The sequence below is a fragment of the Limibacillus sp. genome (assembly GCA_037379885.1).
GTDB lineage: Bacteria > Pseudomonadota > Alphaproteobacteria > Kiloniellales > CECT-8803 > JARRJC01.
The window spans coordinates 70,467-95,592 of the sequence record JARRJC010000010.1 but is presented as its reverse complement, the minus strand read 5'-3'; the positions used below and the strand labels follow the sequence as shown (position 1 = coordinate 95,592).

Below are 25,126 nucleotides of genomic sequence, written 5' to 3'. Positions count from 1 at the left end.
GTCCCCGGCGGATTTATCTGGTCGTTCGGCGGCGGGCTCGAAAGCTGCGCCTCCTTTGGGGGCGCGGGCTCCAAGCACGATTACCCGACCCTCGTATCACCCGAGGGCCGGGCCGGTAATTCGCTCGCTCACTCGACCGTCACGCCACTGTTTCATGGCGCGCGATGGTAGCCGAGACGCCCCCAAGGTCAAGCCTCGCTTTCTTGCAGGGCGCGGCGGGCGCGGTCGGAATCCCGGCGCATCTGCTCGGTCATGGCTTCCAGGCTCTCGAACTTCTCCTCGGCGCGCAGGAACTCGACCAGCTGCACGCGCAGATGCTTGCCGTAGAGATCGCCCGACCAATCGAAGAGGAAGGTCTCCAAAAGCGTGTCTTTGCCCTCGACTGTCGGGCGGCGTCCCAGGTTGGCGACGCCGGGCAGATAGCGGGTCTCTCCGCCCTCGTCCACGCCCGCGCGCACGGCGTAGATGCCATGCTTGGGCTCCAGATAGCCGTCGAGGCGGAGGTTTGCGGTCGGGAAGCCCAGCGTGCGGCCCAACTGCTGGCCCTTCTCGACCCGGCCCTCGATCTCGAAGGCCCTGCCGAGCAGGGCGGCGGCGCCCTTCGGGTCGCCCTCGCGCAGCCGCTCGCGGATCAGGCTCGAGGAAAAGACGGCGCCGCCCTCGGCCGCCGTGACCGGCTCCACCACGCTGAGGCCGAAGCCCAGCCGCTCGCCCATCTGCGCCAGAAGCTGGGCGTTGCCGCGCCGCTTGTGGCCGAAGCAGAAATCCCAGCCGATCACCACATGGCTGATCCCCATGCCTTCCAGAAGGATGTCCTCGACGAAGGACTCCGCGCTGCGCTGGGAGAACTCCCGGTCGAAATGCACGGCGACCATATGGTCGATGCCGAGCGATTCCAGCACCCGCGCCTTGATCCGGAAAGGAGTCAGGCGGAACGCCGGCTGGTCGGGCTGGAAGACCTCGCGGGGATGCGGCTCGAAGGTCAGGACCAACGAGGGCGCTCCGGCCTCGGCGGCCTGGCGCTTGACCCGCTCCAACAGCACCTGGTGGCCCAGATGCACGCCATCGAAGTTGCCGATGGCCACCACGCCGCCGCGCGCCTCGTCGGGAAGGGTCTCGCTGTGCCGGAAGATCGTCATGGGAGTTGGATAAGACGCATGCCCGGCAAAGGCAAGAGGGCGGCCCGGAGCGCTCTCGCCCCAGGCCGCCCTCTTGGCCGAACAGCGCTGTCCTTACTGGCCGCCGCCCAGGGAGTGGACGTAGACCGTCAGCATCTTGATGGTGGCCGGGTCCAGGCGGTTCTCCCAGGCAGGCATCACACCTTGTTGGGGGTTGGTGATCTGGGCCGCGACTTCCTCGACCGTGCCGCCGTAGAGCCAGACCTGATCGTTCAGGCGCGGGGCGCCCAGATCGTGGTTGCCCGATCCGTCTTCCATGTGACAGGCCGCGCACTGCTCCAGGTAAAGGGCCTCGCCCTCGCCTGCCAGCGCGCCGTCGTGTTCCCCGCCGGAGAGCGAGACGACGTAGTTGGCGATCTGGCCGATCTCCTCCTGGCTGTAGATCTGCCCGAAGACAGGCATCTCCGAATAGCGGGTGTCCGGGTTCTCGTCCCAGCGGATGCCGTGCAGCAGGGTCGTGTGGATCGCCTCCAGGCTTCCGCCCCAGAGCCAGACGTCGTCGGCCAGGCTTGGATAGCCGCCGCTCTGTCCGGCCCCGCCCTGGGCGTGGCAGGGCGCGCAGTTGCTGGCGAAGGCCGCGCCGCCGCCCGCAACGGCGAAGTTCAGGAGATCGCCGTCTTCGAGGATCGCCGGAAGTTCCGCCTGCTCGATGGCGCTCAGGTATTCGGCCTGTCCGGCCTTGGCGCGGGCCACCTGGTCGCGCACCGTGTCGCGCTGGGAATAACCCAGCAGACCCTCGGTGGAATCGCTCCACAGCGGGATGGCCGGATAGAGCACCACATAAACGGCGGCCCAGACGATGGTCGCGTAGAAGACATAGAGCCACCACTTTGGCAGAGGCGTGTTCAGCTCCTTGATGCCGTCCCACTCGTGGCCGGTCGTGTCGGTGCCGGTGATCTGGTCTTTCTCAATCTTTGTCGGCATTGCTCTTCGCCTCTTCAAGGTCGTCGCGCAGCGGGATCTCCGCGTGCCGCTCCATGCTCTTCTTACGCTTCGGCCAGTAGGCCCAGGCGATGATGCCTAGGAACAGCAGCATCAGCCAAAGCACCCAGAAAGAACGCAGGAAGGCGATCAGGTCCTCCATCGAAGCCCTCCCCCGCCTACTGCTTCAGGTCCGCGGGATCGACATCCGCGAAGTCGACCATGCGTCCCAAAATCTGCATGTAGGCCACCAGCGCATCCATCTCGGTAAGCCGCGCGGGGTCGCCGTCGAAGTCGCCGGTCGCCGCCTTGGGGTAGCGCTGAAGCAGCGCGTCCCAGTCGGCGTTGGGGTCGGCTTGGTCGCGCAGGTCGGCCAGCGCCGTCTCGATCTGCTCGTCGCTATAGGGAACGCCCACCGCGCGCAGCGTCTTCAGGTGCTCCGGCGCGTCATCGAAGCCGAGCTCGTTCTCCGCCAGGAAGGGATAGGCGGGCATGATCGATTCCGGCACCACCTCGCGCGGGTTGATCATGTGCGCGACGTGCCAGTCGTTGGAGTACTTGCCGCCGACGCGCGCCAGATCGGGTCCGGTGCGCTTGGACCCCCACTGGAAGGGATGGTCGTACATGGACTCCGCCGCCAGCGAGTAGTGACCGTAGCGTTCCAGCTCGTCCCGGAAGGGGCGCACCTGCTGGCTGTGGCAGTTGTAGCAGCCCTCGCGGATGTAGATGTTGCGCCCGGCCAGCTCCAGCGGCGTGTAGGGGCGCACGCCCTTAACCCGCTCGATCGTGCTCTCGATGGTGTAGAGCGGCACGATCTCGATCAGCCCGCCGATGGAGACGGTGATGAGGGAGAGCACCAGCATCAGGATGACGTTGGTCTCGATCTTCTCGTGTTTTTTCCACCAAGCCATGTCTCGTCCCCCTTATTCGGCCGGCTGCGCGGCCGGGCCCTCGCCCGGGACCAGCGCTTTTTCGTGTCTGACGTCGCCACGGCAGGTGCGGATCAGGTTGTAGACCATGATCAGAGAGCCGATGACGAACAGCAGGCCGCCCAGCGCGCGGATCACGTAGAAGGGATGCATCGCCTCCACGGTCTCCACGAAGGAGTACTGAAGGAAGCCGAGACTGTCGTAAGCCCGCCACATCAGGCCCTGCATGATGCCGGAGATCCACATGGCGGTGATGTAAAGCACGATACCGACAGTGCTGATCCAGAAGTGGTAGTTGACCAGCCGCACCGAATAGAGCCGCGTGTAGCCGTACATGCGCGGCAGCATGTAGTACATCGCGCCGAAGGAGATGAAGGCGACCCAGCCGAGCGCACCCGAATGCACGTGGCCGATGGTCCAGTCCGTGTAGTGCGAAAGGCCGTTGACCTGCTTGATCGACATGACCGGCCCCTCGAAGGTCGACATGCCATAGAAGGCGACCGAGGTGACCAGGAAACGCAGGATCGGGTCGGTGCGCAGCTTGTCCCAGGCCCCCGAAAGGGTCATGAGGCCGTTGATCATGCCGCCCCAGGAGGGCATCCACAGCATGATCGAGAAGACCATGCCCAGCGTCTGCGCCCAGTCCGGCAGGGCGGTGTAGTGCAGGTGGTGCGGACCCGCCCAGATGTAGAGAAAGATCAGCGCCCAGAAGTGGATGATCGAGAGGCGGTAGGAATAGACCGGCCGCTCCGCCACCTTGGGCACGAAGTAGTACATGATGCCGAGGAACCCGGCCGTCAGGAAGAAGCCGACGGCGTTGTGCCCGTACCACCACTGGGTCAGGGCGTCCTGCACGCCGGAGAAGAGGCTGTAGCTCTTCGCGCCGAACCAGGAGACCGGCAGCGAGAGGTTGTTGACGATGTGCAGCAGCGCCACGGTCACGATGAAGGCGAGGTAGAACCAGTTGGCCACGTAGATGTGGGGTTCCTTGCGCTTCATGATGGTGCCGAGGAAGACCAGGAGGTAGACCACCCAGATCACCGTCAGCCAGATGTCCACGTACCACTCGGGCTCGGCGTACTCACGCCCCTCGGTGATGCCGGCGACATAGCCCGTGGCCGCCAGCAGGATGAAGATCTGATAGCCGAAGAAGATCACAAGCCCGGCGTTCTCTCCGCCGAAGAGGCTCGCCCGGCAGGTGCGCTGGACCACGTAAAGAGAGGTCGCCAGAAGCGCGTTGCCGCCGAAGGCGAAGATCGCCGCGGAGGTGTGGACGGGGCGCAGCCGCCCGAAGGTGGTGTACTCAAGCCCCAGGTTCAGCTCGGGAAACACGAGCTGCCAGGCGATCAGGTCGCCCATGAGAAAAGCCACGACGCCCCAAAAGACGGTGGCGATGCACATCAGGCGAATGGCGTGGTCGTTATAGGCGACCCGGTCTGCAGCAGCGCTGTCGGCCATAGCGTCCTCTTTTAAAAGACTTTCAAAGTGTTCCTTGTTCCCCATCCCCCCGACAGCGAACGCACGACAGCGTCGGCGCCCGCCCTGACCTGAGCGATGCCGGCCTTTAGTGACAGGGGTTCGCCCTTGCAGCATTGATCTATCTCAATGCGCCGCGCGAAGGCTTGGACGATCTATTCAACCACTATTTGGCATGCGGGCTATGATCGCCGGCGAAGGGAAATCGGGCTCTCCGGAGGAAGGGGGGCGCCGGCCTTGGCCGCAGCCCAGGGGAAGGGAACACGCCATGAGCGACAGCGACAGCATCCCGGTCTTTTCAGGCCCGAAGCCCGTCATCCGGCATATCGATACCAGCCAGCCCTGGACCTGGCTGGCAAAGGGCTTCGCCGACATCAAGGCGGCGCCGGGCGTTAGCCTCGCCTATGGGTTGCTGGCGGCGGTCTCCAGCTTTCTGCTCTCCATGGGCATCTGGGCGGCGGACCTCTTCTTCTATCTGATTCTGCCGCTGATAGCCGGCTTCATGCTGATCGGACCCATGCTGGCGGTCGGCCTCTACGAGACCAGCCGCCGCCTCCAGGCGGGCGAACCCGCGACGCTGGGCGATTCGCTTTCCGCCTTTAAGCGCAACGGCGGCCAGATCGCGGCCATGGGGCTTGTCCTGATGCTCTTCCTGCTCGCCTGGATCCGCATCGCCACCTTGCTCTTCGCGCTCTTCTACAGTCAGCAACCGCCGAGCCTGGGGCTGGAGAACCTGCTCGACAGCCTCCTGATTCAGCCGGAGTCGCTCTCCTTCCTGGCGGTCGGCACCATCATCGGCGGCGTGCTGGCGCTGATCGCCTTCTCGATCTCGGTGGTCGCGATCCCCATGCTGCTGGACCGCGACACCAACGTCTTTTCCGCCATCGCGACCTCGGTCACGGCGGTCAAGGAGAACCCGGTCGCGCTGATCACCTGGGGCGCCCTGATCGTGCTCTTCATCGGCGCGGGCATGGCGACGGCCTTCCTCGGCCTGATCGTGACCCTGCCGCTGATCGGCCATGCGACCTGGCACGCCTACAAGGATGTCGTTACATACGAAGGGGCGTGACGCCGCTACCCGGCGATCTCTTCATAGACCGCGAGGGTTTCGCGCGTGACGCGCGCATCTGAGAAGTGGCTCACCGCCAGCTTGCGGCCTTCGCGCCCCATGGCGGCCCTCGTCTCCGGGTCTTCGATCAACCTCTTCGCGGCCTCCGCCAGCGCGCGCCAGTCTCCTTCAGCCACGATCAAGCCGTTCACGCCGTCGCGCACGATCTCCCGGCAGCCGGGCAGGTCGCTGGCGATCAGCGCGCGGCCCACCGACGCCCCTTCGATCAGGCACCGCGGCACGCCCTCTCCGTAACGGCTCGGCAGCACCACGGCGTGGCAGGAGGCCATGAGCGCCGGCATGTCGGCGCGGGCGCCCAGCCAGACGAGGCATCCCTCCTCCTCCCAGGAACGAAGGCGGCTCTCGGGGATGGCGCCCGGCGCGCCCTCATCGGGAGCGCCGGCCAGGAGGAATTCGACGGCCACGCCCTGCTGCTTGAGCTCGGCGCCCGCGCGGGCATAGTCGGCGATGCCCTTCTTTTCGATGAGGCGGGAGGCGAGCAGGAAGCGAACCGGCGGGAAAGGCGGCTCCTCGGCCTCGGCGAAAAGATCGGTGTCGACGCCGGACCCCAGGATGACCCGGCCCCGGGCCCTGACCGCAGCGCCGGGGGCGATGGTCTCCAGGTCGGCTGCATGCTCTGTCACGATGCGCGCCTTGGCGGGCGTGATGAACGCAACCCAGCGGCGGATCAATCCCTGCAGCAGGCGCCACTTGGGACCGCCTTCGGTGAAGACATGGCCGACGCCGGTGATGGAGTGGACCCGCGCGGGCACGCCAGCGAGCTTCGCGGCCAGCCCGCCCAGCAGCACGGCCTTCAGCGTGACATGATGCACGAGGTCGGGTTTGAGCTCGCGGTAGAGCTTCAGGATCGCGAAGAGCGATTCCGCCGCCGCCAGCGGGCTCATGCCATGGCGCTTGAAGGGGATGGAGTGTGCGGCAAAGCCGAGCGCCTCGATATCGGCCTGACGCGGGTCGGGCGCGGTGGCGACCTCGACCCGCCAGCCTGCCTTGGACGCGGCCTTGGCGAGGGCTGCGCGATGGGCCAGGAAGTAGCCCGCATCGCTCACCAGATATAACAGGCGCTTGGCCATGGGCTCCCCGCCCCCAAAGAGGTGATCTTCCTAAACGTAGAGGTAGGCGATGTAGCCCACGTAGGCCGCCAGAAGCAAGCTGCCCTCGCTGCGCGACAGCCGGTTCTCACTCTTCAGCAGCACGCCAACCAGCAGCGTCGCCGCCAGACAGATCCAAACGTCGACTTGAAGAATCTGCGGCGCGACCGGGATCGGGGCAAAGAGCGACGCGCCGCCCAGAATGGCGAAAACGTTGAAGACGTTGCTGCCCAGCACGTTGCCGAGCGCCACGTCGGAATGACGCCTGAGCGCGGCGACGACGGCGGTCGCCAGTTCGGGCAGAGAGGTGCCGACGGCGACAAGGCTGAGGCCGATCACGGCCTCGGAGACCCCGAAGGCCATGGCGACATCGACCGCCCCGTCGATCAGCCAGTGCGAGCCCAGGACCAGCGTCGCGATGCCCGCCGCCGCCACGACGAAGCCGATGCCCAGGTTCGCCCCCTTGTTCTTCGAAGGCAGGCGCATCTCCTCCAGCATCTCGTCGTCCATCGCGGGGCCGTGTTTCTGACGGCGGTAGGAGAAGATCAGGATTGCCGCCAGCACCACCAGCATGGCGATCCCCATCCAGGCGGTGATCACTCCCAGGAAAGCCAGCACGATCAGCAGCAGCGCGCCGCCGAGCACCGCCAACGCCTCTCCGCCGCAGCGCTCCAACTTGGCAGGCATGGGGTAAATCACGGCGGCCGTGCCAAGGATCAGAAGCAGGTTGGCGATGTTGGAGCCGACGATGTTGCCGGTGGTGATGTCCGGCTTGCCCTGCAGCACCGCCTCCAGCGAGACCACGAACTCCGGCGCGGAGGTGCCGAAGCCGACGATCACCACGCCGACGAAAAGCGGAGAAATGTTGAGGGAGCGCGCGAGGATCACCGCGCCGCGCACCAGCGCTTCACCGCCCACGAAGAGCAGGAACAGACCGACACCAATCAGAAAATAGCTCATGGAGCAGAATGGTTCTTGTGTAGCGGCACGCGTATTCCCCCGGATCGCCCCCCTGATGAAGTTCAGTCCGACCGGAGGCGGAATGCCGAAAAAGGCATGGCGGGAGATATTGGCCGCGTCCCGGCGAATGCAAGATTTAAAGCCGAAACGGCGGCGCCGAAAGGACGCGTCGGAGAGGTTTCAGGACTGCTGATGGGGTCTTACTGCTCCAACCGGAAGCGGATCGGCACGCGCAGTTCGGAGGCGACCGCCCGGCCATTCTCGGTCGCGGGCGTGAAGCGCCAGCCGCGCACCGCTTCCAGGGCGGCTGCGTCCAGGCTTGCCACGCCGCTGGCCTCGGCCAAGGCGATCTGCTCCGGCAGACCGGCCGGCGACAGGGTGACGAGCACCACGACCAACCCCTCCTGCCCGCGCCGCCTCGCGATCAAGGGATAGTCGGGTGGCGCATTGCCCGCGGCAGGGGAGGCTGCGCGGCTGGCCCCCGTGCTGCTTCCCGCCCCGTCGCCCGGGCTGCTGGAGGCGGATCCGGAGGGGGCGCCCGCGTGAGTTTCTTGCGAGGCTGAAGCGGGCGGCAGGGCCGCCTGCTGGGGGATCGACGGCTTCACCGGCGGCGGGGAGACCGCAGCCGGCGGCGCTGCCTGAGACGTTGATTGAGGCGTTGACTGAGACGGTGTTGCCGCCGGCGCTTCGACGGGCTCCGGGCTTTCCGCCATCGCCTGTCCACCGGCTTTCGCGGCGGGCTCCCTGGCAGGCTCGGGGTCGGGCGCAGGAACGGGGGCAGAAACGGGGGCAGGAACCGGCTCGGCGACAGCGGCCACGGGGGGCGTCGCGACCTGCTGGCTGGGCGCCGTGATGGGGAGCGGGCGCGGCTGAGGCGCTGGCAACTCCGCGTCTTGGGGTTGTTGGGGCCGAGCAGGCGCCTGAGAGCGCTGAGGCGGTTGGGGCGCGGCCAGCGCCACGGCGTTGCTTGCAGCAGCCTCGGCCGGGCTGGCGTCGCCGCCGCCGGCAGCGGAGAAGGCCACGACCTCCACCACGAAGGGCGCGCCGGCCTCGATGCGCGGCCCCTCGGTCCAGCCGAAGAAGGCCGCGAGCGCGCCGCCGTGGGCGGCCAAAGACAAGAGCGCGGTCAGCAGCAAGGGCCGGCTCAGGCCCCGGCTCTGCCGCGTCGCGGGTCCGGAAGGCGGGACTATCAGAGGGCGGGGCTGGACGCGCGGGAAGAGCGGCACCACCCGGGACGCATCCAAGCGCCGGGCGACACCTTCGCCTTTTCTAAGCTCCTTTGCCTTTGCCCTGATCATGGGCCCTGTCCCGTTCCTCTCTGCCGTGCCACACCTCAAAAGGTGCGCCACCGCTGCGGGACGACGGAAAAGACCGGCGGCCGCTCCTCCGGGGCACCCCGCCCGGTGGATGGGTGACGCCTGTCTGGGTCGGTCTCCTGACTTCGCGGGTCATAGCCGTGGAGGGCGCGGCCTTCCCGGAGATGGTCTCCAGTGGCCTCTCTGCGCCGCGGCTCGCCGCTTACAGTTGCGGGGGCAGTCGCGGATTTCCACCGCGTTCCCATATCTCCGCCTCTTTTGTTCCGGGCGGAGAAACCCTGACAGCGGAAGGAAGTATCGGACCTCGCCAGCGAGCGAGTCAATCCAAGGGGCGACCCCTACTGTCGCGCGAACACAGGGCCCTGAAGCCTAAGGGCTGGAGAAATAGCCTTTTGATTCCCGCCTGGTCTAACCTAGGTTTCGGGTAGGCAATACAAGGGAGAACGAATGGGATCGCCAGAGGAAGAGAAGTGACGGCCCTTCGCTGAGACCGATCTGCAGGTTCGCCATCAGCAAGCCACAATAATCCGATCCCTTCGCATCAATGACCAACACCGCACCGCCCAAATGGCGCCAGTTTCTTGGCGCACTGACACTTCTTCACGTCCTGGCCCTTGGCGGTCAGGCGCTGGAGGCGCGTGCGCAGGAACCCGCACCGCCAGATCCTCCTGAAGCAGCGCCTTCTGAAGAAGGCGCCGCGCTGTCCTACGACGTCGCCTTCGAAGGATTGGACGATAAGCCCGAACTCACCGCGCTCCTGAGCAAGACCGCCCTGCTCTTCACGCTTCAGGACCGGGGCGTTGAGACGCTGGGCGCGCTCCGCCGCCGCGCGGAAGGAGACGCGCCGCGCTTGAAGCAGGCGTTGAACTCGGAGGGCTATTTCGGCGCAACGCTCAACTACCGGCTGGACGAACCGGCCGACGGGCCGCCCAAGGTGACGATCAAGGTGACCCCCGGCACGCGCTACACCCTGGGCGAATACCGGGTCATCAACCGGACGCCGGAGGCCGAGACGGGAATCCTGACACCGGACCTGGGCTCGCTCGGTCTCGATCTCGGCCAGCCCGCCCGCGGGCCTGAGATCGCCGCCGCGCAGAACAAGTTGATCCGGCGGCTGAACGAAGGCGGCTTTCCCGACGCCCAGGTGGTCGACCGGAAGGCCTATGTCGACCACGACAAGAAGGAACTCTACATCGATCTGACCATCGAAAGCGGCCTGGCCGCCCGGCTGGGAGAAGCCCGTTTCGAAGGCTTGGAGAGCATCGACGAGGGGTACTTGAGAAACCTTCTGGCCTGGGAAGCGGGCGAACTCTACGACGTGCGAAAGCTGGACGAGACCGAACGCGAACTGATGGCGACCGAGCTTTTCTCCAGCGCCGTTCTGGAGGTCGGCTCGCCCAGCGAATCGGAAGAGCGTCTCCCCGTCACGGTCAAAGTCTCCGAGCGCGCCAAGCGCACCATCGGCTTCAACCTGCGTTTCGATTCGATCGACGGGCTGGGCGGCGGGGCCTATTGGCGCCACCGCAACCTCTTTGGCGGCGGCGAGCGCTTCAGCACGGCGCTGGATCTCTCCTTCGACCGGCAAAGCTGGGACAACCGGTTGCGTGTGCCCTACTTCGCGGGCAGCGACCAGACCGGCATCGGCGAGTTCAATCTGAGCCATGAGGATACGAACGCCTACGAGAGCTATCAGGCGACCTCCTTCGCAGGCCTGGAGACCGAACTCGACGACTATTGGACCTTCCGCTATGGCGGGTCTCTCGAATACGAGCAGTCCAGGGACGCCCGAAACGCCGACGAACGTGAGTTCTATATCGTCGGCGCGCCGCTCGACCTCTCCTACGACGGCACCGACAGCCTTCTGGACCCGACCAGCGGACAGCGGCTGGAGTTGCTGGGCACGCCCTACGTCGCGACCGGCGAGGACACCTTTCCCTTCCTGAGGGGTCAAGTGATCGGCTCCACCTACCACAGCTTCGACGACGCCGGGCGTTATGTGGCCGCCCTGCGCGGACGCTTTGGGTCGGTGCTGGGCGCCTCCGCCACCAACCTGCCGACCAGCAAGCGCTTCTATGCCGGCGGGGGCGGTTCCGTGCGCGGCTTCGAATACCAGTCCATCGGCCCTCTCGACGCCAGCGACGACCCCCTGGGCGGTCTGTCGGTCGTGGAACTGAACGCCGAGCTGCGCCTGCGCGTCACGGATACCATCGGCGTTGTCCCCTTCATCGACGGCGGTTTGGTCTCAGAGGACGCCGTGCCGACCGGTGACAACGGGTTCCTCTGGGCCGCCGGTCTCGGGCTGCGTTACTACACCGCGCTGGGCCCCGTGCGCCTCGACGTCGCCGTGCCGCTCAACGGGCGAGGCCGCGACGACGACTTCGCCTTCTACATCTCCATCGGTCAGGCTTTCTAGGAGGAGATGAAGCGAGCATGAAGCTGAAGCTCCCACGCCTGCGCTGGTTGATCGCGCTCTTCCTGCTGCCCGCTGTTCTCGCGGGCACGGTGATCGGCGTGGGCGCGGTCTGGATAAACTCGCCGTCGGGACTCGACTGGCTGCGGCGCACCCTGGTCGAACAGGCCTCCGTTCCCGGAGAGTTCGAAATCGGACTGGAAGGCCTGGAGGGCAGCCTCTGGAGCGACCTGCGCATCACCGGCCTGACGCTCGCGGACTCAGAAGGGACCTGGCTTACCCTGGACCAGGCGCGGCTCGCCTGGACGCCCGCCGCGCTGTTGCAACGCCGTCTTCAGATCGACGCGCTGGAAAGCGGTCGTCTCTCGATCGAGCGCGCGCCGCTTTCGCGCGCTGCCGAGGCGGAAGAGGAACCGGCCTCCTTCGAGGTGCCGGAGATGCCCCTGGCGATACGGGTCGAACGCCTGGCCCTGGAGGAGATCGCGCTGGGGGAGGCCTTGGCCGGGACGCCCGCGCGTCTGACGCTCAAGGGCAAGCTTGCCGCCGACGAGAGCGGACAGTTGGACGGCGAGCTACGGCTGGAGCAGATCGACGGCGCGCTGCGCCTCTCCCTCGAGGGCGGCTACGGGCTGGAAGACGGCATCCTGGAGGCCAAGCTGAGCGCCCGGGACACAGCGGGCGGTTTGATCGCACGGCTCGCGGGCGACCCGAACCTGCCCGCCCTTTCCTTGTCCCTGGAGGGCAAGGCGCCCCTCACCGGCTGGCGCGGCAAGATCGCCGCCGAGGCCGAGGGCATGGCCGCGCTGGCCGGGGAGATCGCCCTGACGCTGGACCCCCATCCGGGTCTTGCCTATCAGGGCAGCCTCTCCCTGCCGATGCTGGCCGATAGTCAGGCGGCTCCCTTCTTGGGCGAGAGCAGTCAGCTGGACCTTTCGGTCTCCTTGGCGGACGGGCAGGCGCTCGCCGTCGAGCATTTGAATTTGGAGAGCGACAGTCTTTCTCTTCAGCTCGCGGGCGACGTCGCCTTGGCGGACCTCACCGGCGACCTGACGGCTGAGGCCAGCTTGAAGGACCCGGCGGCGCTGAGCGGGCTTGGACCCGGCGTCGCCCTCTCGGGCCTTACGCTTTCCCTCAGCCAGAGCGGCGCGCTGACCCACCCGGCCCTGAAGGGCAGCGCCCGGATCGAGGGCCTCAGCGTGGACAAGGGTCCGCGCTTCGAGGGGCTGGATCTTGTCTTCGCGGCGGACCCGCAAGCCGAGCGGCCTCTCGGCTGGACGCTCAGCCTGGATGCCGAGAGTCAGGGCTTCTCCCTGGACGCGGAGGAAGCCGTCGCCACCCTGGCCCGGCGGCTGGCGGGGACGGCGCCGGGCCTCGCCTTCCGGGGCGGCCTAGACCTGGACGCGGGCGAACTGGCGCTCGACAGCCTGACCCTCGAAGGCCAGGAGATGACCGCCGGGGCCGCAGGCCGCCTGCCGCTCGATGGTCAGGGTTCAACCGACCTGACCTTCGATCTGGCGCTGGCGACCTTGGAGCCTCTCTCGGGCTTTGCCGGCCGTCCGCTTTCCGGCGCCGCGCGGCTGGAGGGCGAGGCATCGCTCGACCTCAAGGGCCCAAGCGCCACGGGCCGCGCCACTCTGACCACGGAGCAACTGGATCTCGCCGAACCGCTGGCCCGCAGCCTGCTCGGCGACCCAAGATTGGAAACCGCCTTTTCCTTTGGCGCAGCGGGACTGTCTCTCTCCGATCTCTCCGTGACGGGCGATGGCGTGACGCTGTCGGCGAACCTGTCCCTCGATCCCGCTTTCGAAGCGCTTTCGGGCGATTACGACCTACTGCTGTCCGACCTTACGCGCCTGGAGCCCGTCCTGGCCCAGCCGCCCGCGGGCGAGGGCCGGCTGACCGGGACCCTGTCCGGACGCCTTTCCGCGCCCGCCAGCCGCTTCACCCTCGCCCTGCCGGGCGCGTCGATCGACGGCGATCTGAGCCTGGCCGAGGGGGCCACGCTGCCCTTGGGCAGGGTTTCCCTGGCGCTGTCCGATCCCGCGCCCTGGGCGGCGCTGGCCGGTCTGCCGGGGCTGGAGGCGAAGGGCAGCCTGGACATCGATCTCTCCGCGCCGGAGGGCCGCGCCCGCGCCGGGCTGAGCGGAGACTTCACCGGCGTTTCCCTGCCGGACGGCACGAAGATCGGCCGCGCCAGGCTCGGGGGCAGCGTCTCGGACCTTTTGGGCGAGCCCCTCCTCGATCTCACCCTTGGCCTCAGCGGCGCGGCTGCCGGTCCGGCAAGGCTGGCGCGGCTCGACGCGACGGCCAAGGGCGGGTTGGCGGCTTTCGATCTGACGCTGGAGGGCGAGGGTGACCTGGTGATGCAGGCGCGCGCCCGGCCCCTGACGCTGTCGCTATCCGCCCGCGCCGAGGGTCTGGATGCTGCGGCTCAGAGCGTCACGGTGAAGCAAGGTGGGCGGATCACTCTGGACGCCCATGAACTGCGCCTCGGCCGGGCGGTCAGCGCCAAGCTGGAGGGCGGCGCCCTGTCGCTGGAGGCTCCCGGTCTGGCGCTCGATGACGGAGAACTGTCGCTCTCCGCGGCGCGAAGCGCGGAGAGCGGCAGCCTCGATCTAACGCTCACCGGCCTGCCGATGGCGCTGGCCGGTCTGGTCATGGCGGACGCGCCCGAAGGGCGGCTCTCTGGCAAGGTCACGCTCTCCGGCGGGCGCGCGGCCAGCGGCGACATCGACCTTTCGCTCACCGGCCTGCGGCTGGCGGAAGGCCAGGACCTGCCGCCCCTGAACGCCGATGTAACCGGGCGCCTGGACGGCAGGACGCTCCGCGCCAGCCTGACCGCCACGGGCCCAGTGGAACAGCCGCTGCGCGCCGAGGTCAGCTTGCCCGGGCGCCTGGACCTGATCACGCCTGCGCTTCAAGTCAGAGACGACGCGCCGCTGGACGGCAGCATCACCTGGAACGGGCAGGCCACCCAGCTGGCGGCGCTTTTCGTCCCGGCCAACATCCGCGCCTCGGGGGATCTCGCGCTGGACGCACGGCTCTCCGGCACCCCGGCCAAGCCGGACCTGCGCGGCGAGGCCACTCTGACCCGCGGGCGTTTCGAGCACCTGGAGCAGGGAACCTACTTGGAAGACCTGACACTGCGCCTAACCTTCGACGGACAGCAGGTGACGGTGGCAGAGCTTTCGGGCGACGACAGCCTGGGTGGTTCGATCCAGGGCCAGGGCAGCATCGCGGTCGTCCCGAAGCGCGGCTTTCCCCTCGACCTCTCGATCAAGCTGGCGAACCTGCGCGTGGTGACCCGAGACGAGGCGAAGGCCAACGTCAGCGGCGACCTCTCGGCCAAGGGCTCCCTCAACGGCATGGAGATCGTGGGCCGCTTCAAGACCGAGAAGATCGAGATTTCGCTCGCCAACGACCTGCCCCCGGAAGTGGTGGACCTGAACCCGACGCCGGTCGGCGCGCTCAGCGAGCGGAGCGAGAAAGAGCCCGCGCCGGGTGCGCTCGACAAGATCGCGCTCGACATCACGGTCGAGGTTCCCAACCAGCTCTTCGTGCGCGGACGGGGACTCGATTCGGAATGGCAGGGCGGCGTTCAGGTCGCGGGCACCGCGGCGCGCCCGGCCATCACGGGTCAACTGAACGTGGTGCGCGGGGAGGTCAGCCTGATCGGCAAACGCTTCACCCTGACCGAAGGCGTGATCCGCCTGCCGAGCCGCCCGGGCAGTCCGCCCGTCCTGGACGTGCTGGCGGTGCATCAGGCCGAGACGGTCGAGGCGCGGGTCAGGATCACCGGGCCAAGCGACAACATCAAGATCGAGCTGAGTTCCGTCCCGGAACTGCCCCAGGACGAAATCCTGGCGCGGGTGCTCTTCAACAAGAGCGGCGACGAACTCTCCGCCCTGGAAGCCGTCCAGATCGCGAGCGCGGTGGCGCAGTTGACCGGGCGGGGCGGCGGCGTCGGGATCCTGGACCGGGTGCGCAACACCCTGGGCGTCGATGTGCTGCGCGTCGAAGGCGGCCAGGGCGACGCCGGCCCCACGGTGGAGGCGGGCCGCTACCTGACCGATGACGTCTATGTCGGCGTGGAGCAGGGCGCGGACCCGCGCAGCGGCGCCGTTTCCGTTGAGCTGGGGGTCACCGACAACATCTCGGTTGAGAGCAAACTGAAGGAATCGGGCAGCTCGAACATCGGCATCAATTTCGAGTGGGACTACTAACGCAGCCCTCCCCGATGAGCCCTGCCGAGCGGCCTGCCCCTCACCCCGCCGGTTTGATGTCGCAGACCAGGGCGGTGGCGGGTTCGTCGCCGCGGTTGTAGAACCAGTGCGTCGTGTCCTTGTCTTCGACCAGGGCCTCGCTGGTCCCGGCTGCATAGATGGTCTCCCCGCTATCGCGGCCCTCGACCCACTCGCCTTCCAGCACCTTTACGAGGCCGGGCACGCTGCCGTGGCTGTGCTTGGCGATCTGTCCGCCGGGATCGATGGTGATGGCGCGCAGCAGCAGGATATGGCCTTCCAGCCCCAACTGCGCCTTCATGGAGTCCTCGGAGACCATGCCCAAGGTCTCAACGCTGAGTCCCTTGTGCTCACTGGGAGCGGCCATCTGCGCCAGACTGCGCGAGCCGATCCCTCCGATGGCCGCCCCAACGACCAAGGCGGCGGCGAAACCGGCGCCCAATGCAAGCTTGCGATGTCTTTCAACCAACGTGGTCATCTTTTTCTCCTCCTCCGGCGCCGCGACACGCGGCATTCACGTGAAGGCTAGGATTTGCTTTACTGGAGCGGCAAACGACTAAAATTCACCCGGACATGAAGCGGTTTCACCTCACATGAAACGCAGAATTCCGCCCTTTCCAGCCCTACGCGCCTTCGAGGCGGCCGCCCGGCATGAGAGCTTCAAGGAGGCAGCGGAAGAGCTTTGCCTCACCCAATCGGCGATCAGCCATCAGATTCGCGGGCTTGAGGAGCTGCTCGGCGTGAGCCTTTTCGAGCGCTCTGCCCACGGCGTCACCTTGAGCGGGGAGGGCCGCGGCTACTTCGAGCAGGTGCACGCCTGTCTCGACAGTTTGGCGGACGCCACGGCGGAACTGATGGGCGAGACGCTGGAAGGCAATCTGGTGATCGGAGCGACGCCGGCCTTCACGAGCCGCTGGCTGCTGCCGCGTCTGGCCAGCTTCGCCGAGACCAACCCGAGCATCGTGCTGGAGATCATTCCCAACGACGCGCCTCTGGCCTTTCCCGATGACGGCACCGACATCCTGATCCAATACGGCAGCGAGCCCGCCGAGGGCTACAGGGTGGAGCCCTTCCTCAGCACCACGCGCTTTCCGGTATGCAGCCCCGACTGGCTGGCGCGCGAGGGACGGCCGGAAAGCCCGCAAGCCCTCGCCGAACGGGGCATCCTCCGCGACGAGTACGGCGACTCCTGGACGGAATGGTTCGAGATCGCTTCGGGCGAGCGACCCGCCGCCCTCAAGGGACCTGTCCTGCCCCACTGCGAACTGACGCTGCGCGCGGCGAAGGAAGGTCAGGGCGTGGCCATGGCCTATGGCGCCCTGATCGAGCGCGAGCTCGCTTCAGGCGATCTCGTGAAGCTCTTCGAGGTCGAGACGCCCGGGAAGGTGATCTACTCCATGACCTATCCGGAAGCCGCCGCCAACCGGCCGCGCGTCGCCGCCTTCAGGAACTGGGTGTTCGATCAGCAGGCGCGCGCGGCCGCTTGAGTCCGCTTGGGCGGGGCAGCCTGGCGGTCAGTCTTCCGCCACCTTCTTCTCGGCCAGTTTCTCCAAAGCCTTGACCATCGCGGAATGGTCCCAGCCACTGCCGCCCATGGCCGCGCAGGCGTTGAAGAGTTCCTGCGCCGTCGCGGTGTTGGGAAGGGAGACCTTCAGGTCGCGCGCCGCCTGCAACGCCAGGTTCAGGTCCTTCTGGTGCAGCTCGATCCGGAAACCCGGCGTGAAGGCGCGCTTCAGCATCTTCTCTCCGTGCGCCTCCAAGATCTTCGAGGAGGCGAAGCCGCCCATCAGGGCCTGGCGAACCTTGGCCGGGTCGGCGCCCGCCTTGGCGGCGAAGACCAGAGCCTCGGAGACAGCCTCGATGTTGAGCGCGACGATGATCTGGTTGGCGACCTTGCAGGTCTGACCGTCGCCGTTGCCGCCGACCAGGGTGATGTTCTTGCCCATGAGCTCGAAGAGCGGCTTGATCTTCTCGAAGGTCTCCTCCTCGCCGCCCACCATGATGGTGAGCGCGGCGTTCTCAGCACCCGCCTGACCGCCCGAGACGGGCGCATCCAGGTAGCCGCAGCCCAGCTTCTTGATTCGCTCGGCGAAGACCTTGGTTTCGGTCGGCGAGATGGAGGACATGTCGACCACGGTCTTGCCTTCGGACAGCCCCTCGGCGACCCCGCCCTCGCCGAACAGCACGCGCTCCACGTCCGGGGTGTCGGGGACGATGGTGATGATGACCTCCGAAGCCTCGGCGACCTCCTTGGCGCTGGAGCAGACCTTGAGGCCCTTCGAGGTGTTCAGCTCCGGCAACTCGCTACGGTGCTTCACGGAGCAGACTTCGTACCCGGCGTCCTGGAGATGCCCGGCCATGGGGCTGCCCATGATGCCAAGGCCGATGAATCCGATCTTCATTCTGTGTTCCTTTCTCTTGCGTTCCTGCTGTCGGCGGGCGGCGTCAGGCCTGGGCGGCGTTGACGATGCCGCGATAGGGACCGACGCCGTAGGGCTCCAGATGCAAAAGCCCGGCCTGCACCAGCGGCAGTCCGCCCAAGCGCTCCATGACCGCCTCCTCGCTCTCGCCCTCGCAGATCAGGATGGCGCCCTTGCCGTCCTTCCGGCTGTAGATTTCGCGCACGAAATCCTCGGCCATGAAGGTCAGGGCCTGCTTGGCCTCCTTGTCCATCAGGGGTTCGAACTCGGAGAAGGGGCGCTCGGCCCGGGTTGCGATCACGATGACTTTCATGGGTTTCCTCTTGCTGCTGTTTGTTCAGTGACGATGTTTGGCGCTTGTCGCCCTGTCAGGCTGGATCGCCGCTTGGTCAACGCGTCTTGGCGGGCTGGCCCCCCGCCTCCGGCGGCAGACAAAGCTCGGGATTGCCTTTGCAGCAGTCCTCGCTCAGGTAGCCGAGGAGCGCGCGCACGCCCTCCACGTTGATGGCGTAGAGAATACTGCGGCTCTCCCGGCGGGAGCGGAGCAGGCCCGCTTCCTCCAGATGGGAGAGATGGAAGGACAGCGTGGCCGGGCGCACGCCCAGCCGCCGCGCGATCTCTCCGGCGGGCATGCCCAGTGTGCCCTCGGGCGCCAGAAGCCGGAAGACCCTCAGCCGGGTCTCCTGCGACAAGGCGGCCAAGCCTTTGGTTGCGTCCTCTATCTCCATGCGCCAAAGTCTGGCCTCGCCCGCGCCCTTGGGCAAGACCCGCCGGGGTTTTTTCGGCAAAAGAGGAACGCAAACCCCCAAATGGCAAGCCATGGCTCCAAGGTGGTGATCTACGCCGCGCTCGCAGGAAACCTGCTGATCGCCGCCGCCAAATTCGCGGGCTCCGCCTACACCGGCTCCTCGGCCATGCTCAGCGAGGCGATCCACTCTCTCGTCGACAGCGGCAACCAGGGTCTCCTGCTATACGGCATCAAGCGCTCCCAGCGCCCGGCGGACGAACGGCATCCCTTCGGCTACGGCGTGGAGCTCTACTTCTGGGCCTTCGTGGTGGCGATCCTGATCTTCGCGGTGGGCGCCGGCGTGTCGATCTACGAGGGCGTCCTGAAGATTTTGGATCCCCACCCCATCACCAGCCCCATCGTGAACTACGTCGTGCTGGGCGCGGCGATCGTCTTCGAGGGTGTCGCCTGGACCTTGGCCCTGAAGGAGTTCCGCAAGACGAAGGGCAGCCGCGGCTGGATCGAAACGGTCCGCGACAGCAAGGACCCGACGCTCTTCACGGTGCTGTTCGAGGATTCCGCCGCCATGGCGGGGCTGATCGTGGCGCTGGTCGGCATCGCGCTTTCCCAGGCGCTGGAGATGCCCTGGCTGGACGGCGCCGCCTCGGTGGGGATCGGCCTGATCCTGGCGGGCACCGCCGCGCTGCTCGCCTATGAGTGCAAGGGGCTGCTGATCGGCGAGGCCGCAAGCGCCCGTCTGCAGGAGAGCGTGCGCAGGATGGTGCGCAACGAACGAGGCGTCATCAACCTGAACGAACTGCGCTCGCTTCACTTGGGACCAGCCGATGTGCTGCTCGCCATCAGTCTGGATTTCAAGGACTCGCTTGCCGCCGGCGAGGTTGAGTCCGCGATCTTCCGGCTTGAGAGGCAGATCAAAGCCCAGTTCCCCGAAGTCCGCAGGGTCTTCATCGAAGCGCAGTCCAAGGCGGACCATAAACGGATGGCCCAGGAGTAAGGGCCGCTGGGCCGGCGCTCAAATTGCGCAAGTTTACTTTTTGTGGATTGTCTTTTGCTGGTTAGACTGCCCGCCTCCAAGACAGGGACGGCGCTTTGGACAGTCAGACATCCTCCGGTCCTTTGGCATCCTCCGGCCTAACAGCGCAGCTGACCGCGAAGGCACCGCTGCTCCTGGGCATCGCCTTGGTGCAGGCAACGCTCATCCTCTACTTTGGGAGCTGGGTCTGGGGCGGCGCAGCGAGCGGCGTGTTCAGCGATTTTCAAGCCTTTTGGGTGGCGGGCCGATACCTTTCCGGCGGCGGCGACGCAGCCCTGCTCTACGAGGCGCCGCGCTTCATCGCCCTGGTGAGCGAGCGCCTCGGCTACGAGTTCAAGCTGCTCTGGCTCTATCCGCCGACGGTCTTCCCGCTGGCCTGGGCAAGCGCGCAGGCGCCCTTCGGATTGGCCTATGGGCTGTGGATCGCCTTGAGCCTGGCGATCCCGGTCCTCGCGGGGCGGCTGCTGGGGCTCGCCTGGGGTCCCTCGCTGCTCCTCGCCTGCTTTCCCGCAGCACTCCATAACGCCTTGATGGGACAGACGGCGGCGCTGCTTTTGCTTTTTCTGGCCGGAGGCTTCGCGCTGCTCGATCGCGCGCCGCGCTGGGCGGGCTTGCTCTTCGCCCTCACATTCATCAAGCCGCACCTAGCGCTCTTGGCGCCGCTCTACCTGTTGGTAGGTAGACGCTGGGAGGCTCTGGGCGGCCTTATCGCGGGCCTGGTGCTGCTCTTGCTGTCGAGCCTTCTTCTATGGGGCCTGGAGCCCTGGCACGGCTTCTTTCAGGCCGCGGCGCAAGCTGCCGAACTGGCACTGGGAAGCTCCTGGAAGTGGACCCACCAGAGCGTCTACGCGGCACTTCGCGACCTCGGCGCCGGATCCCAAGCCGCGCTCCTCGTCCACTGGCTGCATGCGGCTTTCTGGGTGCTGGTTCTTGTCTGGATCGTCGCGGTCAAGGGCGCTGGGTCCGCTCAAGCCATGGCGGTCTACTGCTTTGCCTCGCTCAGCCTCTCCCCCTACCTCTTGAACCACGACCTCTTGCTCCTGGCCCTGCCCTTCGCCTTCTTGTTGCTACTGGTGCCTCGGGGGACCTGGGCAAGCCTGGGGTGGAGGGCGATGCTGCCGTTGCTGGTGCTGTGGATCTTCGCGGCGAGGCTCTTTCTGGATTTTCCCGGGCCGCCGCTTCTGTTGCCCCTGGTCGCCGCACTTTGTTTGCCAACGCTTGGGCGCGCCGGGCATGCGAAGCTGGACGCGACGCGGGCCGCAAGGGCATTCTCTGCGCGACGGGCCGGACCGGCCGACAAGGGAGAGGGTAAATGACGGAAGAAAAGACGCCTGCGCCGGCGAGCGACAGCGGCACGACCAAGGCCCCCCGCCTGCCGCTCTTTTACAATTCGCTCGCGCCGCTCGACCCGAAGCGTCACGGCAAACTGCGCCTCAAGCGCAAGGGCGACTACAGCTTCGCCAAGGGCAGCAACATCGTGCCCCTGCTCTGCATCGAGTTCGGCGTCGCGCAGAAGAACTATCCGATCATCTTCACCCGCAACGAGCCGCATCTGCCCATGGCCCTCCTCGGGTACCAGCAGGGCGTCAATCCCCTGGTCGGAGAGGACGGCGGCTGGACGGCGGGACGCTACCTGCCCGCCTATCTACGGCGCTACCCCTTCGCCCTCGTACCCCTGGCGCCGGAGAGCGACCGTCTGGCGCTCTGCCTGGATGAAAAGTCCGGATTGTTCGAAGAGGGTCAGGAGGGTCTTTTCTTCGACGGGGACAAGGCCTCGGAGAAGACGGACGCCCTGGTCAACTTCTGCCGTGAGTTCGACCGCCAATTGACGCTGACCCAGAGCTTCTGCGCGCGGATGAAGGATCTGGACCTCTTGGATGAGACGCGCATCCGCGTCCAGTCGGGCAAGAACAGCGTGGAGCTACAGGGCTTCATGGCGATCTCGGAAAAGAAACTGAACGCCCTCGACGCCGAGACCTTCGAATCCCTGAGGCCCAACGGCTATCTGCCGGTGATCTATGGCCACCTGATGTCGCTGGCCGGGGCTCAGTCCGTGGCGCAGCAGACGCGCGGCCTCTCAGAACTGGCCGCCGACGCCTGATCTCAGCGGGAGAGACCCCGGCTCACCAGCCGGTGGAGGATCATGCCGCTCAGAAGCGCGGCCATGAAAAGCAGGACCTGGGGCAGCCCGGTGGAAAGCGCCGCCACCGCCGGCCCCGGGCAGAAGCCCGCCACGCCCCAGCCCACGCCGAACAGCAGCGCGCCGCCCAGCAGCTTTGCGTCTATGTCCTTGCGGGTCGGAATCTGAAAACCGCCGCCCAGCAATGCGCCCTGGCGCTTGCGCACCAGCCAAAATCCGGGAATGGTCACCAGCAGCGCCCCGGCCATGACGAAGGCCAGCGTCGGGTCCCAGGAACCGGCGAGGTCCAGAAAGCCCACGACCTTGGCCGGGTTCATCATGCCCGAGAGCGCCAAGCCGAAGCCGAAGAGCGTTCCGATGAGAAGGGCGGATGAATAGCGTTGCATCGTCCCGCCCCTCCTAAACCAGATGCCGCAGCACGAAGACCGTCGCCATCGCGCTCGCGATGAAGACCGCCGTCGCGGTGATGGAGCGCGCGGAGCCGCGCGCGATGCCGCAAACGCCGTGCCCGCTGGTGCAGCCGCTGCCAAGCCGCGTTCCGAAACCGACGAGCAGCCCGGCGATCACCAGACCGGGGCCGTCGGCCTGAAGGGTAAGCGCGGGAGGCGCGCCAAACACCATTGCGTAGGCGAAGGGGCCCAGGATCAGGCCCAGCAGGAAGGCGAGCTTCCAGCCGCTCTCGGCGGACCAGCGCTCGACCACCGCCGATAGAATGCCGGAGATTCCGGCGATCCGGCCGTTGAAGGCGAGCAGCAGCGTCGCGGCGAGTCCGATCAGCAGGCCGCCCGCCAAGCCGCTCCAGGGCGTGAAGTCCGGGGAAATCATAAGGCCTCTCCCATCCGATGATGGAATACATATACGCTTTTATGAATATTAAACAAGGCCCCGGCGGCTATTGCGGAATGCCGATCACGGCGACGCTGTCGCCCATGCCCACCAACCCGGGGAAGTGCCGTCCAGCCAGGATGCCGCCGTGGCCAGCGCGCAGTTCTTCCGGCGCGACGCCGGTGCGCTCGATGGAATGGACCCGGGCGATCACCTGGCCCTTCTCGACCCGCTCTCCCAAATCGGCGGTGAGTTCCAGCAGACCGCTCGACTCGCTGGTGACGTAGCAGTCGCCGTCGGGCATATCGAGCCGCTGGCTTTCCGTCCGCTCCGGCTCGCCTGCAAGGATCCCGGCGTGCTTCAGGCAGTTGGAGAGACCGCGCCGGGCGATCGCCACGGTCGCGGCCCGCGCCGTGCCGCCGCCGCCCAGTTCGGTGGAGACGAAGGTCTTTCCCATCTCCTCGGCCGCGCTGTCGTACATGCCGACCGCGTCGATCTCCAGCAGCATCATGGAGTAGGGCGCGCCGAAGGCTTCCATGGCAGCCACGCAGCGTTCCTGCTGGGCCTTGTCGGGCAGAATGTGGGCCGCCGCGAAGGGCACGAAGTCCAGCGTCTTGCCGCCGGAATGCACGTCGACCACCAGATCGGCCAGCGGCAGCAGACTGCGCTGGAAGTAGTCCGCGATCTTCTCCGTCACCGTGCCGTCGGGCCGCCCCGGAAAGCTGCGGTTCAGGTTTCCCTTGTCGATCGGGGAGGTGCGGGTGGCCGCGCGCAGCGCCGGATAGTTCATGCCGGGCACAAGGATGACCCGCCCCGAGACCGCTTCGGCCTTCAACCGCTGCGCCATGTCCAGGATCGCCAGCGGTCCCTCGTACTCGTCGCCGTGGTTGCCGCCGGTGAAAAGGGCCGTCGGCCCCTCGCCGTTCTTGATGCAGGCGACCGGGATCATGATCGAACCCCAGGCCGAACCGTCGTGGCTGTGCGGCAGCTTCAGGAAGCCGTGCTGCACGCCCTCTTTTTCAAAGTCGATGGTCGGCGTGATCGGGGAGTCGCGCATGCTGTCTCCGCTCTTCTTTGTCCGGTCAGTCCTTCACGAAGAGCTGGCGCGGAACGTTGGCCAGCAGCTCCGGCTCGCCATCGCGGATCACGATGGATTCCGTGATCTCCATGCCCCAGTCCTCCAGCCAGAGGCCGGTCATGAAGTGGAAGGTCATGTTGGCCTCCAGCTCGGTCCGGTCGCCCCGGCGCAGCGACATGGTGCGCTCGCCCCAATCGGGCGGATAGCTGATCCCGATGGCGTAGCCGGTGCGGTTGTCCTTGATGATGCCATAGGTCTCCAGCACGCCGAAGAAGGCTTCCGCGATGTCTTCGCAGAGATTGCCCGCGCGCGCCTTCTCCAACCCGGCCTCCATGCCCTCCAGCACGGCCTTCTCCGCGTCCCGGAAGGTCTGGGTCGGCTCGCCCAGGAAGACCGTGCGCGACAGGGGGCAGTGGTAGCGCTTGTAGCAGCCTGCGATCTCGAAGAAGGTGCCTTCCCCCTCGCGCATGGGCTTGTCGTCCCAGGTCAGGTGCGGGGCCGCCGCGTCCGAGCCGGAGGGCAAGAGCGGCACGATCGCCGGATAGTCCCCACCGGCCTCGGGCAGGCCGCGGATCCCGCTGTCATAGATCTCCGCCACCAGATCGCATTTACGCATGCCGGGCTCGACCACATCGACGATGCGCTGGTGCATCTCGGTCACGATCTTGCCGGCGGTGCGCATGTAGATCAGCTCCTGCTCCGACTTGATCGCGCGCTGCCAGTTCACCAGGCCGGTCGCGTCCACGAAGCGGGCGTTGGGCAGATAGCGCTGGAGCGAGGCGAAGGCGGCGGCGGAGAAGTAGTAGTTGTCCATCTCCACGCCGATCACCGAGCGACCGAGACGCCGCGCGTCGATGGTGTCGGCCAGGAAATCCATGGGATGCAGGTCCACGGCCTGCACGTAGTGATCGGGATAGCCGATGATGTCGTCCAGTCCCATGTAGACCGTGCGCTTGGCGCCGTTGGCATCCTGGCCGCGCCCGAACCAGACGGGATCGCCGCTGGGCGTCACCATGACGCACTGATGCACGTAGAAGGACCAGCCGTCGTAGCCGGTCAGCCATGCCATGTTGGAGGGGTCGGAGACGATCAGCAGCTCTATGCCGCGATGCTCCATCTCCCGCCGGGTCTTGGCCAGACGCTCGGCGTACTCTTCCCGGCTGAAGTTCAGCGCGACATCAGGCATGCAATAGAAAACCCCCGGACTACGAGCCTGAGAAAGACTTCGTGACTA

General features: G+C 66.8%; 23 protein-coding genes and 1 riboswitch. Of the genes, 7 read left to right on the top strand and 16 right to left on the bottom strand.

Annotation, left to right across the window (positions count from 1 at the left end; genetic code table 11):
- Positions 1–188 precede the first annotated feature (188 nt).
- The 5 genes from P8X75_05380 to ccoN form a co-directional block, all read right to left on the bottom strand.
- Entirely contained in the window at positions 189–1,139 is a 951-nt protein-coding gene (locus P8X75_05380; GenBank protein MEJ1994633.1) for a bifunctional riboflavin kinase/FAD synthetase, read from the bottom strand.
- Between the two features lie 93 nt (positions 1,140–1,232).
- Positions 1,233–2,102, bottom strand: a complete 870-nt coding sequence (gene ccoP, locus P8X75_05375) for a cytochrome-c oxidase, cbb3-type subunit III (protein MEJ1994632.1) — start codon at positions 2,100–2,102, stop codon at positions 1,233–1,235.
- On the bottom strand, positions 2,086–2,262 hold the full coding sequence (locus P8X75_05370; GenBank protein ID MEJ1994631.1) for a cbb3-type cytochrome c oxidase subunit 3: 177 nt from the start codon (positions 2,260–2,262) through the stop codon (positions 2,086–2,088). Before P8X75_05370 ends, ccoP begins: the two co-directional genes overlap by 17 nt.
- Positions 2,263–2,278: 16 nt before the next feature.
- On the bottom strand, positions 2,279–3,010 hold the full coding sequence (gene ccoO / locus P8X75_05365) for a cytochrome-c oxidase, cbb3-type subunit II (protein MEJ1994630.1): 732 nt from the start codon (positions 3,008–3,010) through the stop codon (positions 2,279–2,281).
- Positions 3,011–3,022: 12 nt separating this feature from the next.
- Positions 3,023–4,486, bottom strand: a complete 1,464-nt coding sequence (gene ccoN / locus P8X75_05360) for a cytochrome-c oxidase, cbb3-type subunit I (GenBank protein MEJ1994629.1) — start codon at positions 4,484–4,486, stop codon at positions 3,023–3,025.
- A gap of 286 nt (positions 4,487–4,772) precedes the next feature.
- Here ccoN and P8X75_05355 point away from each other — a divergent pair, with 286 nt between their 5' ends.
- The gene (locus P8X75_05355) at positions 4,773–5,573 is read left to right on the top strand and encodes a DUF2189 domain-containing protein (protein ID MEJ1994628.1); all 801 of its coding nucleotides are present in this window, start codon (positions 4,773–4,775) and stop codon (positions 5,571–5,573) included.
- A 5-nt stretch (positions 5,574–5,578) separates the two neighbouring features.
- Here P8X75_05355 and P8X75_05350 read toward each other — a convergent pair whose 3' ends face one another.
- From P8X75_05350 to P8X75_05340, 3 genes are all read right to left on the bottom strand, one after another.
- Positions 5,579–6,703, bottom strand: coding sequence for a glycosyltransferase family 4 protein (locus tag P8X75_05350; protein ID MEJ1994627.1), 1,125 nt, complete (start codon positions 6,701–6,703; stop codon positions 5,579–5,581).
- A 30-nt stretch (positions 6,704–6,733) separates the two neighbouring features.
- Positions 6,734–7,681 (bottom strand): calcium/sodium antiporter, encoded by a 948-nt coding sequence (locus P8X75_05345; GenBank protein MEJ1994626.1) that lies wholly within the window; start codon positions 7,679–7,681, stop codon positions 6,734–6,736.
- 200 nt (positions 7,682–7,881) lie between these two features.
- Positions 7,882–8,979, bottom strand: a complete 1,098-nt coding sequence (locus P8X75_05340; GenBank protein ID MEJ1994625.1) for a TonB family protein — start codon at positions 8,977–8,979, stop codon at positions 7,882–7,884.
- Between the two features lie 109 nt (positions 8,980–9,088).
- Positions 9,089–9,293, bottom strand: a riboswitch (cobalamin riboswitch).
- A gap of 248 nt (positions 9,294–9,541) precedes the next feature.
- On the opposite strand from P8X75_05340, the gene P8X75_05335 reads away from it, so the two are divergent.
- Both P8X75_05335 and P8X75_05330 read left to right on the top strand, forming a co-directional pair.
- Positions 9,542–11,410, top strand: a complete 1,869-nt coding sequence (locus P8X75_05335) for an autotransporter assembly complex protein TamA (protein ID MEJ1994624.1) — start codon at positions 9,542–9,544, stop codon at positions 11,408–11,410.
- Between the two features lie 17 nt (positions 11,411–11,427).
- Positions 11,428–15,630, top strand: coding sequence for a translocation/assembly module TamB domain-containing protein (locus tag P8X75_05330; GenBank protein MEJ1994623.1), 4,203 nt, complete (start codon positions 11,428–11,430; stop codon positions 15,628–15,630).
- Positions 15,631–15,670: 40 nt separating this feature from the next.
- Here P8X75_05330 and P8X75_05325 read toward each other — a convergent pair whose 3' ends face one another.
- The gene (locus P8X75_05325) at positions 15,671–16,126 is read right to left on the bottom strand and encodes a cupin domain-containing protein (protein MEJ1994622.1); all 456 of its coding nucleotides are present in this window, start codon (positions 16,124–16,126) and stop codon (positions 15,671–15,673) included.
- A gap of 115 nt (positions 16,127–16,241) precedes the next feature.
- Between P8X75_05325 and gcvA the strand changes: the two genes are divergently transcribed.
- On the top strand, positions 16,242–17,135 hold the full coding sequence (gene gcvA, locus P8X75_05320; protein ID MEJ1994621.1) for a transcriptional regulator GcvA: 894 nt from the start codon (positions 16,242–16,244) through the stop codon (positions 17,133–17,135).
- Between the two features lie 27 nt (positions 17,136–17,162).
- On the opposite strand, the gene P8X75_05315 is transcribed toward gcvA, so the two are convergent.
- The 3 genes from P8X75_05315 to P8X75_05305 all read right to left on the bottom strand — a co-directional run bounded on the left by P8X75_05315 (position 17,163) and on the right by P8X75_05305 (position 18,796).
- Positions 17,163–18,050: a 2-hydroxy-3-oxopropionate reductase gene (locus P8X75_05315; GenBank protein ID MEJ1994620.1), complete on the bottom strand. Its 888-nt coding sequence runs from the start codon at positions 18,048–18,050 to the stop codon at positions 17,163–17,165.
- 43 nt (positions 18,051–18,093) lie between these two features.
- Positions 18,094–18,381, bottom strand: a complete 288-nt coding sequence (locus P8X75_05310; protein MEJ1994619.1) for a hypothetical protein — start codon at positions 18,379–18,381, stop codon at positions 18,094–18,096.
- 76 nt (positions 18,382–18,457) lie between these two features.
- Positions 18,458–18,796: a metalloregulator ArsR/SmtB family transcription factor gene (locus tag P8X75_05305; GenBank protein ID MEJ1994618.1), complete on the bottom strand. Its 339-nt coding sequence runs from the start codon at positions 18,794–18,796 to the stop codon at positions 18,458–18,460.
- An 81-nt stretch (positions 18,797–18,877) separates the two neighbouring features.
- Between P8X75_05305 and P8X75_05300 the strand changes: the two genes are divergently transcribed.
- The 3 genes from P8X75_05300 to P8X75_05290 all read left to right on the top strand — a co-directional run bounded on the left by P8X75_05300 (position 18,878) and on the right by P8X75_05290 (position 21,950).
- A complete protein-coding gene (locus tag P8X75_05300) occupies positions 18,878–19,810 on the top strand; it encodes a cation diffusion facilitator family transporter (protein ID MEJ1994617.1) in 933 nt (310 codons plus the stop codon).
- Positions 19,811–19,905: 95 nt separating this feature from the next.
- Entirely contained in the window at positions 19,906–21,165 is a 1,260-nt protein-coding gene (locus P8X75_05295; GenBank protein ID MEJ1994616.1) for a glycosyltransferase 87 family protein, read from the top strand.
- Positions 21,162–21,950 (top strand): SapC family protein, encoded by a 789-nt coding sequence (locus P8X75_05290; protein ID MEJ1994615.1) that lies wholly within the window; start codon positions 21,162–21,164, stop codon positions 21,948–21,950. The genes P8X75_05295 and P8X75_05290 overlap by 4 nt, the downstream gene beginning before the upstream one ends.
- Positions 21,951–21,952: 2 nt before the next feature.
- Here P8X75_05290 and P8X75_05285 read toward each other — a convergent pair whose 3' ends face one another.
- The 4 genes from P8X75_05285 to doeA all read right to left on the bottom strand — a co-directional run bounded on the left by P8X75_05285 (position 21,953) and on the right by doeA (position 25,078).
- Positions 21,953–22,375 (bottom strand): YeeE/YedE family protein, encoded by a 423-nt coding sequence (locus P8X75_05285; protein ID MEJ1994614.1) that lies wholly within the window; start codon positions 22,373–22,375, stop codon positions 21,953–21,955.
- 13 nt (positions 22,376–22,388) lie between these two features.
- Entirely contained in the window at positions 22,389–22,814 is a 426-nt protein-coding gene (locus tag P8X75_05280) for a YeeE/YedE family protein (GenBank protein ID MEJ1994613.1), read from the bottom strand.
- Positions 22,815–22,881: 67 nt separating this feature from the next.
- Positions 22,882–23,871, bottom strand: coding sequence for a N(2)-acetyl-L-2,4-diaminobutanoate deacetylase DoeB (doeB, locus tag P8X75_05275; protein ID MEJ1994612.1), 990 nt, complete (start codon positions 23,869–23,871; stop codon positions 22,882–22,884).
- Positions 23,872–23,896: 25 nt separating this feature from the next.
- The gene (doeA, locus tag P8X75_05270) at positions 23,897–25,078 is read right to left on the bottom strand and encodes an ectoine hydrolase DoeA (GenBank protein ID MEJ1994611.1); all 1,182 of its coding nucleotides are present in this window, start codon (positions 25,076–25,078) and stop codon (positions 23,897–23,899) included.
- Between the last annotated feature and the right edge of the window lie 48 nt (positions 25,079–25,126).

What these genes read in the sequence shown, in the direction of transcription:
- P8X75_05380 (MEJ1994633.1), bottom strand. Translation starts at nt 1,139, where the DNA reads ATGACGATCTTCCGGCACAGCGAGACCCTTCCCGACGAGGCGCGCGGC.
- ccoP (MEJ1994632.1), bottom strand. Translation starts at nt 2,102, where the DNA reads ATGCCGACAAAGATTGAGAAAGACCAGATCACCGGCACCGACACGACC.
- P8X75_05370 (MEJ1994631.1), bottom strand. Translation starts at nt 2,262, where the DNA reads ATGGAGGACCTGATCGCCTTCCTGCGTTCTTTCTGGGTGCTTTGGCTG.
- ccoO (MEJ1994630.1), bottom strand. Translation starts at nt 3,010, where the DNA reads ATGGCTTGGTGGAAAAAACACGAGAAGATCGAGACCAACGTCATCCTG.
- ccoN (MEJ1994629.1), bottom strand. Translation starts at nt 4,486, where the DNA reads ATGGCCGACAGCGCTGCTGCAGACCGGGTCGCCTATAACGACCACGCC.
- P8X75_05355 (MEJ1994628.1), top strand. Translation starts at nt 4,773, where the DNA reads ATGAGCGACAGCGACAGCATCCCGGTCTTTTCAGGCCCGAAGCCCGTC.
- P8X75_05350 (MEJ1994627.1), bottom strand. Translation starts at nt 6,703, where the DNA reads ATGGCCAAGCGCCTGTTATATCTGGTGAGCGATGCGGGCTACTTCCTG.
- P8X75_05345 (MEJ1994626.1), bottom strand. Translation starts at nt 7,681, where the DNA reads ATGAGCTATTTTCTGATTGGTGTCGGTCTGTTCCTGCTCTTCGTGGGC.
- P8X75_05340 (MEJ1994625.1), bottom strand. Translation starts at nt 8,979, where the DNA reads ATGATCAGGGCAAAGGCAAAGGAGCTTAGAAAAGGCGAAGGTGTCGCC.
- P8X75_05335 (MEJ1994624.1), top strand. Translation starts at nt 9,542, where the DNA reads ATGACCAACACCGCACCGCCCAAATGGCGCCAGTTTCTTGGCGCACTG.
- P8X75_05330 (MEJ1994623.1), top strand. Translation starts at nt 11,428, where the DNA reads ATGAAGCTGAAGCTCCCACGCCTGCGCTGGTTGATCGCGCTCTTCCTG.
- P8X75_05325 (MEJ1994622.1), bottom strand. Translation starts at nt 16,126, where the DNA reads ATGACCACGTTGGTTGAAAGACATCGCAAGCTTGCATTGGGCGCCGGT.
- gcvA (MEJ1994621.1), top strand. Translation starts at nt 16,242, where the DNA reads ATGAAACGCAGAATTCCGCCCTTTCCAGCCCTACGCGCCTTCGAGGCG.
- P8X75_05315 (MEJ1994620.1), bottom strand. Translation starts at nt 18,050, where the DNA reads ATGAAGATCGGATTCATCGGCCTTGGCATCATGGGCAGCCCCATGGCC.
- P8X75_05310 (MEJ1994619.1), bottom strand. Translation starts at nt 18,381, where the DNA reads ATGAAAGTCATCGTGATCGCAACCCGGGCCGAGCGCCCCTTCTCCGAG.
- P8X75_05305 (MEJ1994618.1), bottom strand. Translation starts at nt 18,796, where the DNA reads ATGGAGATAGAGGACGCAACCAAAGGCTTGGCCGCCTTGTCGCAGGAG.
- P8X75_05300 (MEJ1994617.1), top strand. Translation starts at nt 18,878, where the DNA reads ATGGCAAGCCATGGCTCCAAGGTGGTGATCTACGCCGCGCTCGCAGGA.
- P8X75_05290 (MEJ1994615.1), top strand. Translation starts at nt 21,162, where the DNA reads ATGACGGAAGAAAAGACGCCTGCGCCGGCGAGCGACAGCGGCACGACC.
- P8X75_05285 (MEJ1994614.1), bottom strand. Translation starts at nt 22,375, where the DNA reads ATGCAACGCTATTCATCCGCCCTTCTCATCGGAACGCTCTTCGGCTTC.
- P8X75_05280 (MEJ1994613.1), bottom strand. Translation starts at nt 22,814, where the DNA reads ATGATTTCCCCGGACTTCACGCCCTGGAGCGGCTTGGCGGGCGGCCTG.
- doeB (MEJ1994612.1), bottom strand. Translation starts at nt 23,871, where the DNA reads ATGCGCGACTCCCCGATCACGCCGACCATCGACTTTGAAAAAGAGGGC.
- doeA (MEJ1994611.1), bottom strand. Translation starts at nt 25,078, where the DNA reads ATGCCTGATGTCGCGCTGAACTTCAGCCGGGAAGAGTACGCCGAGCGT.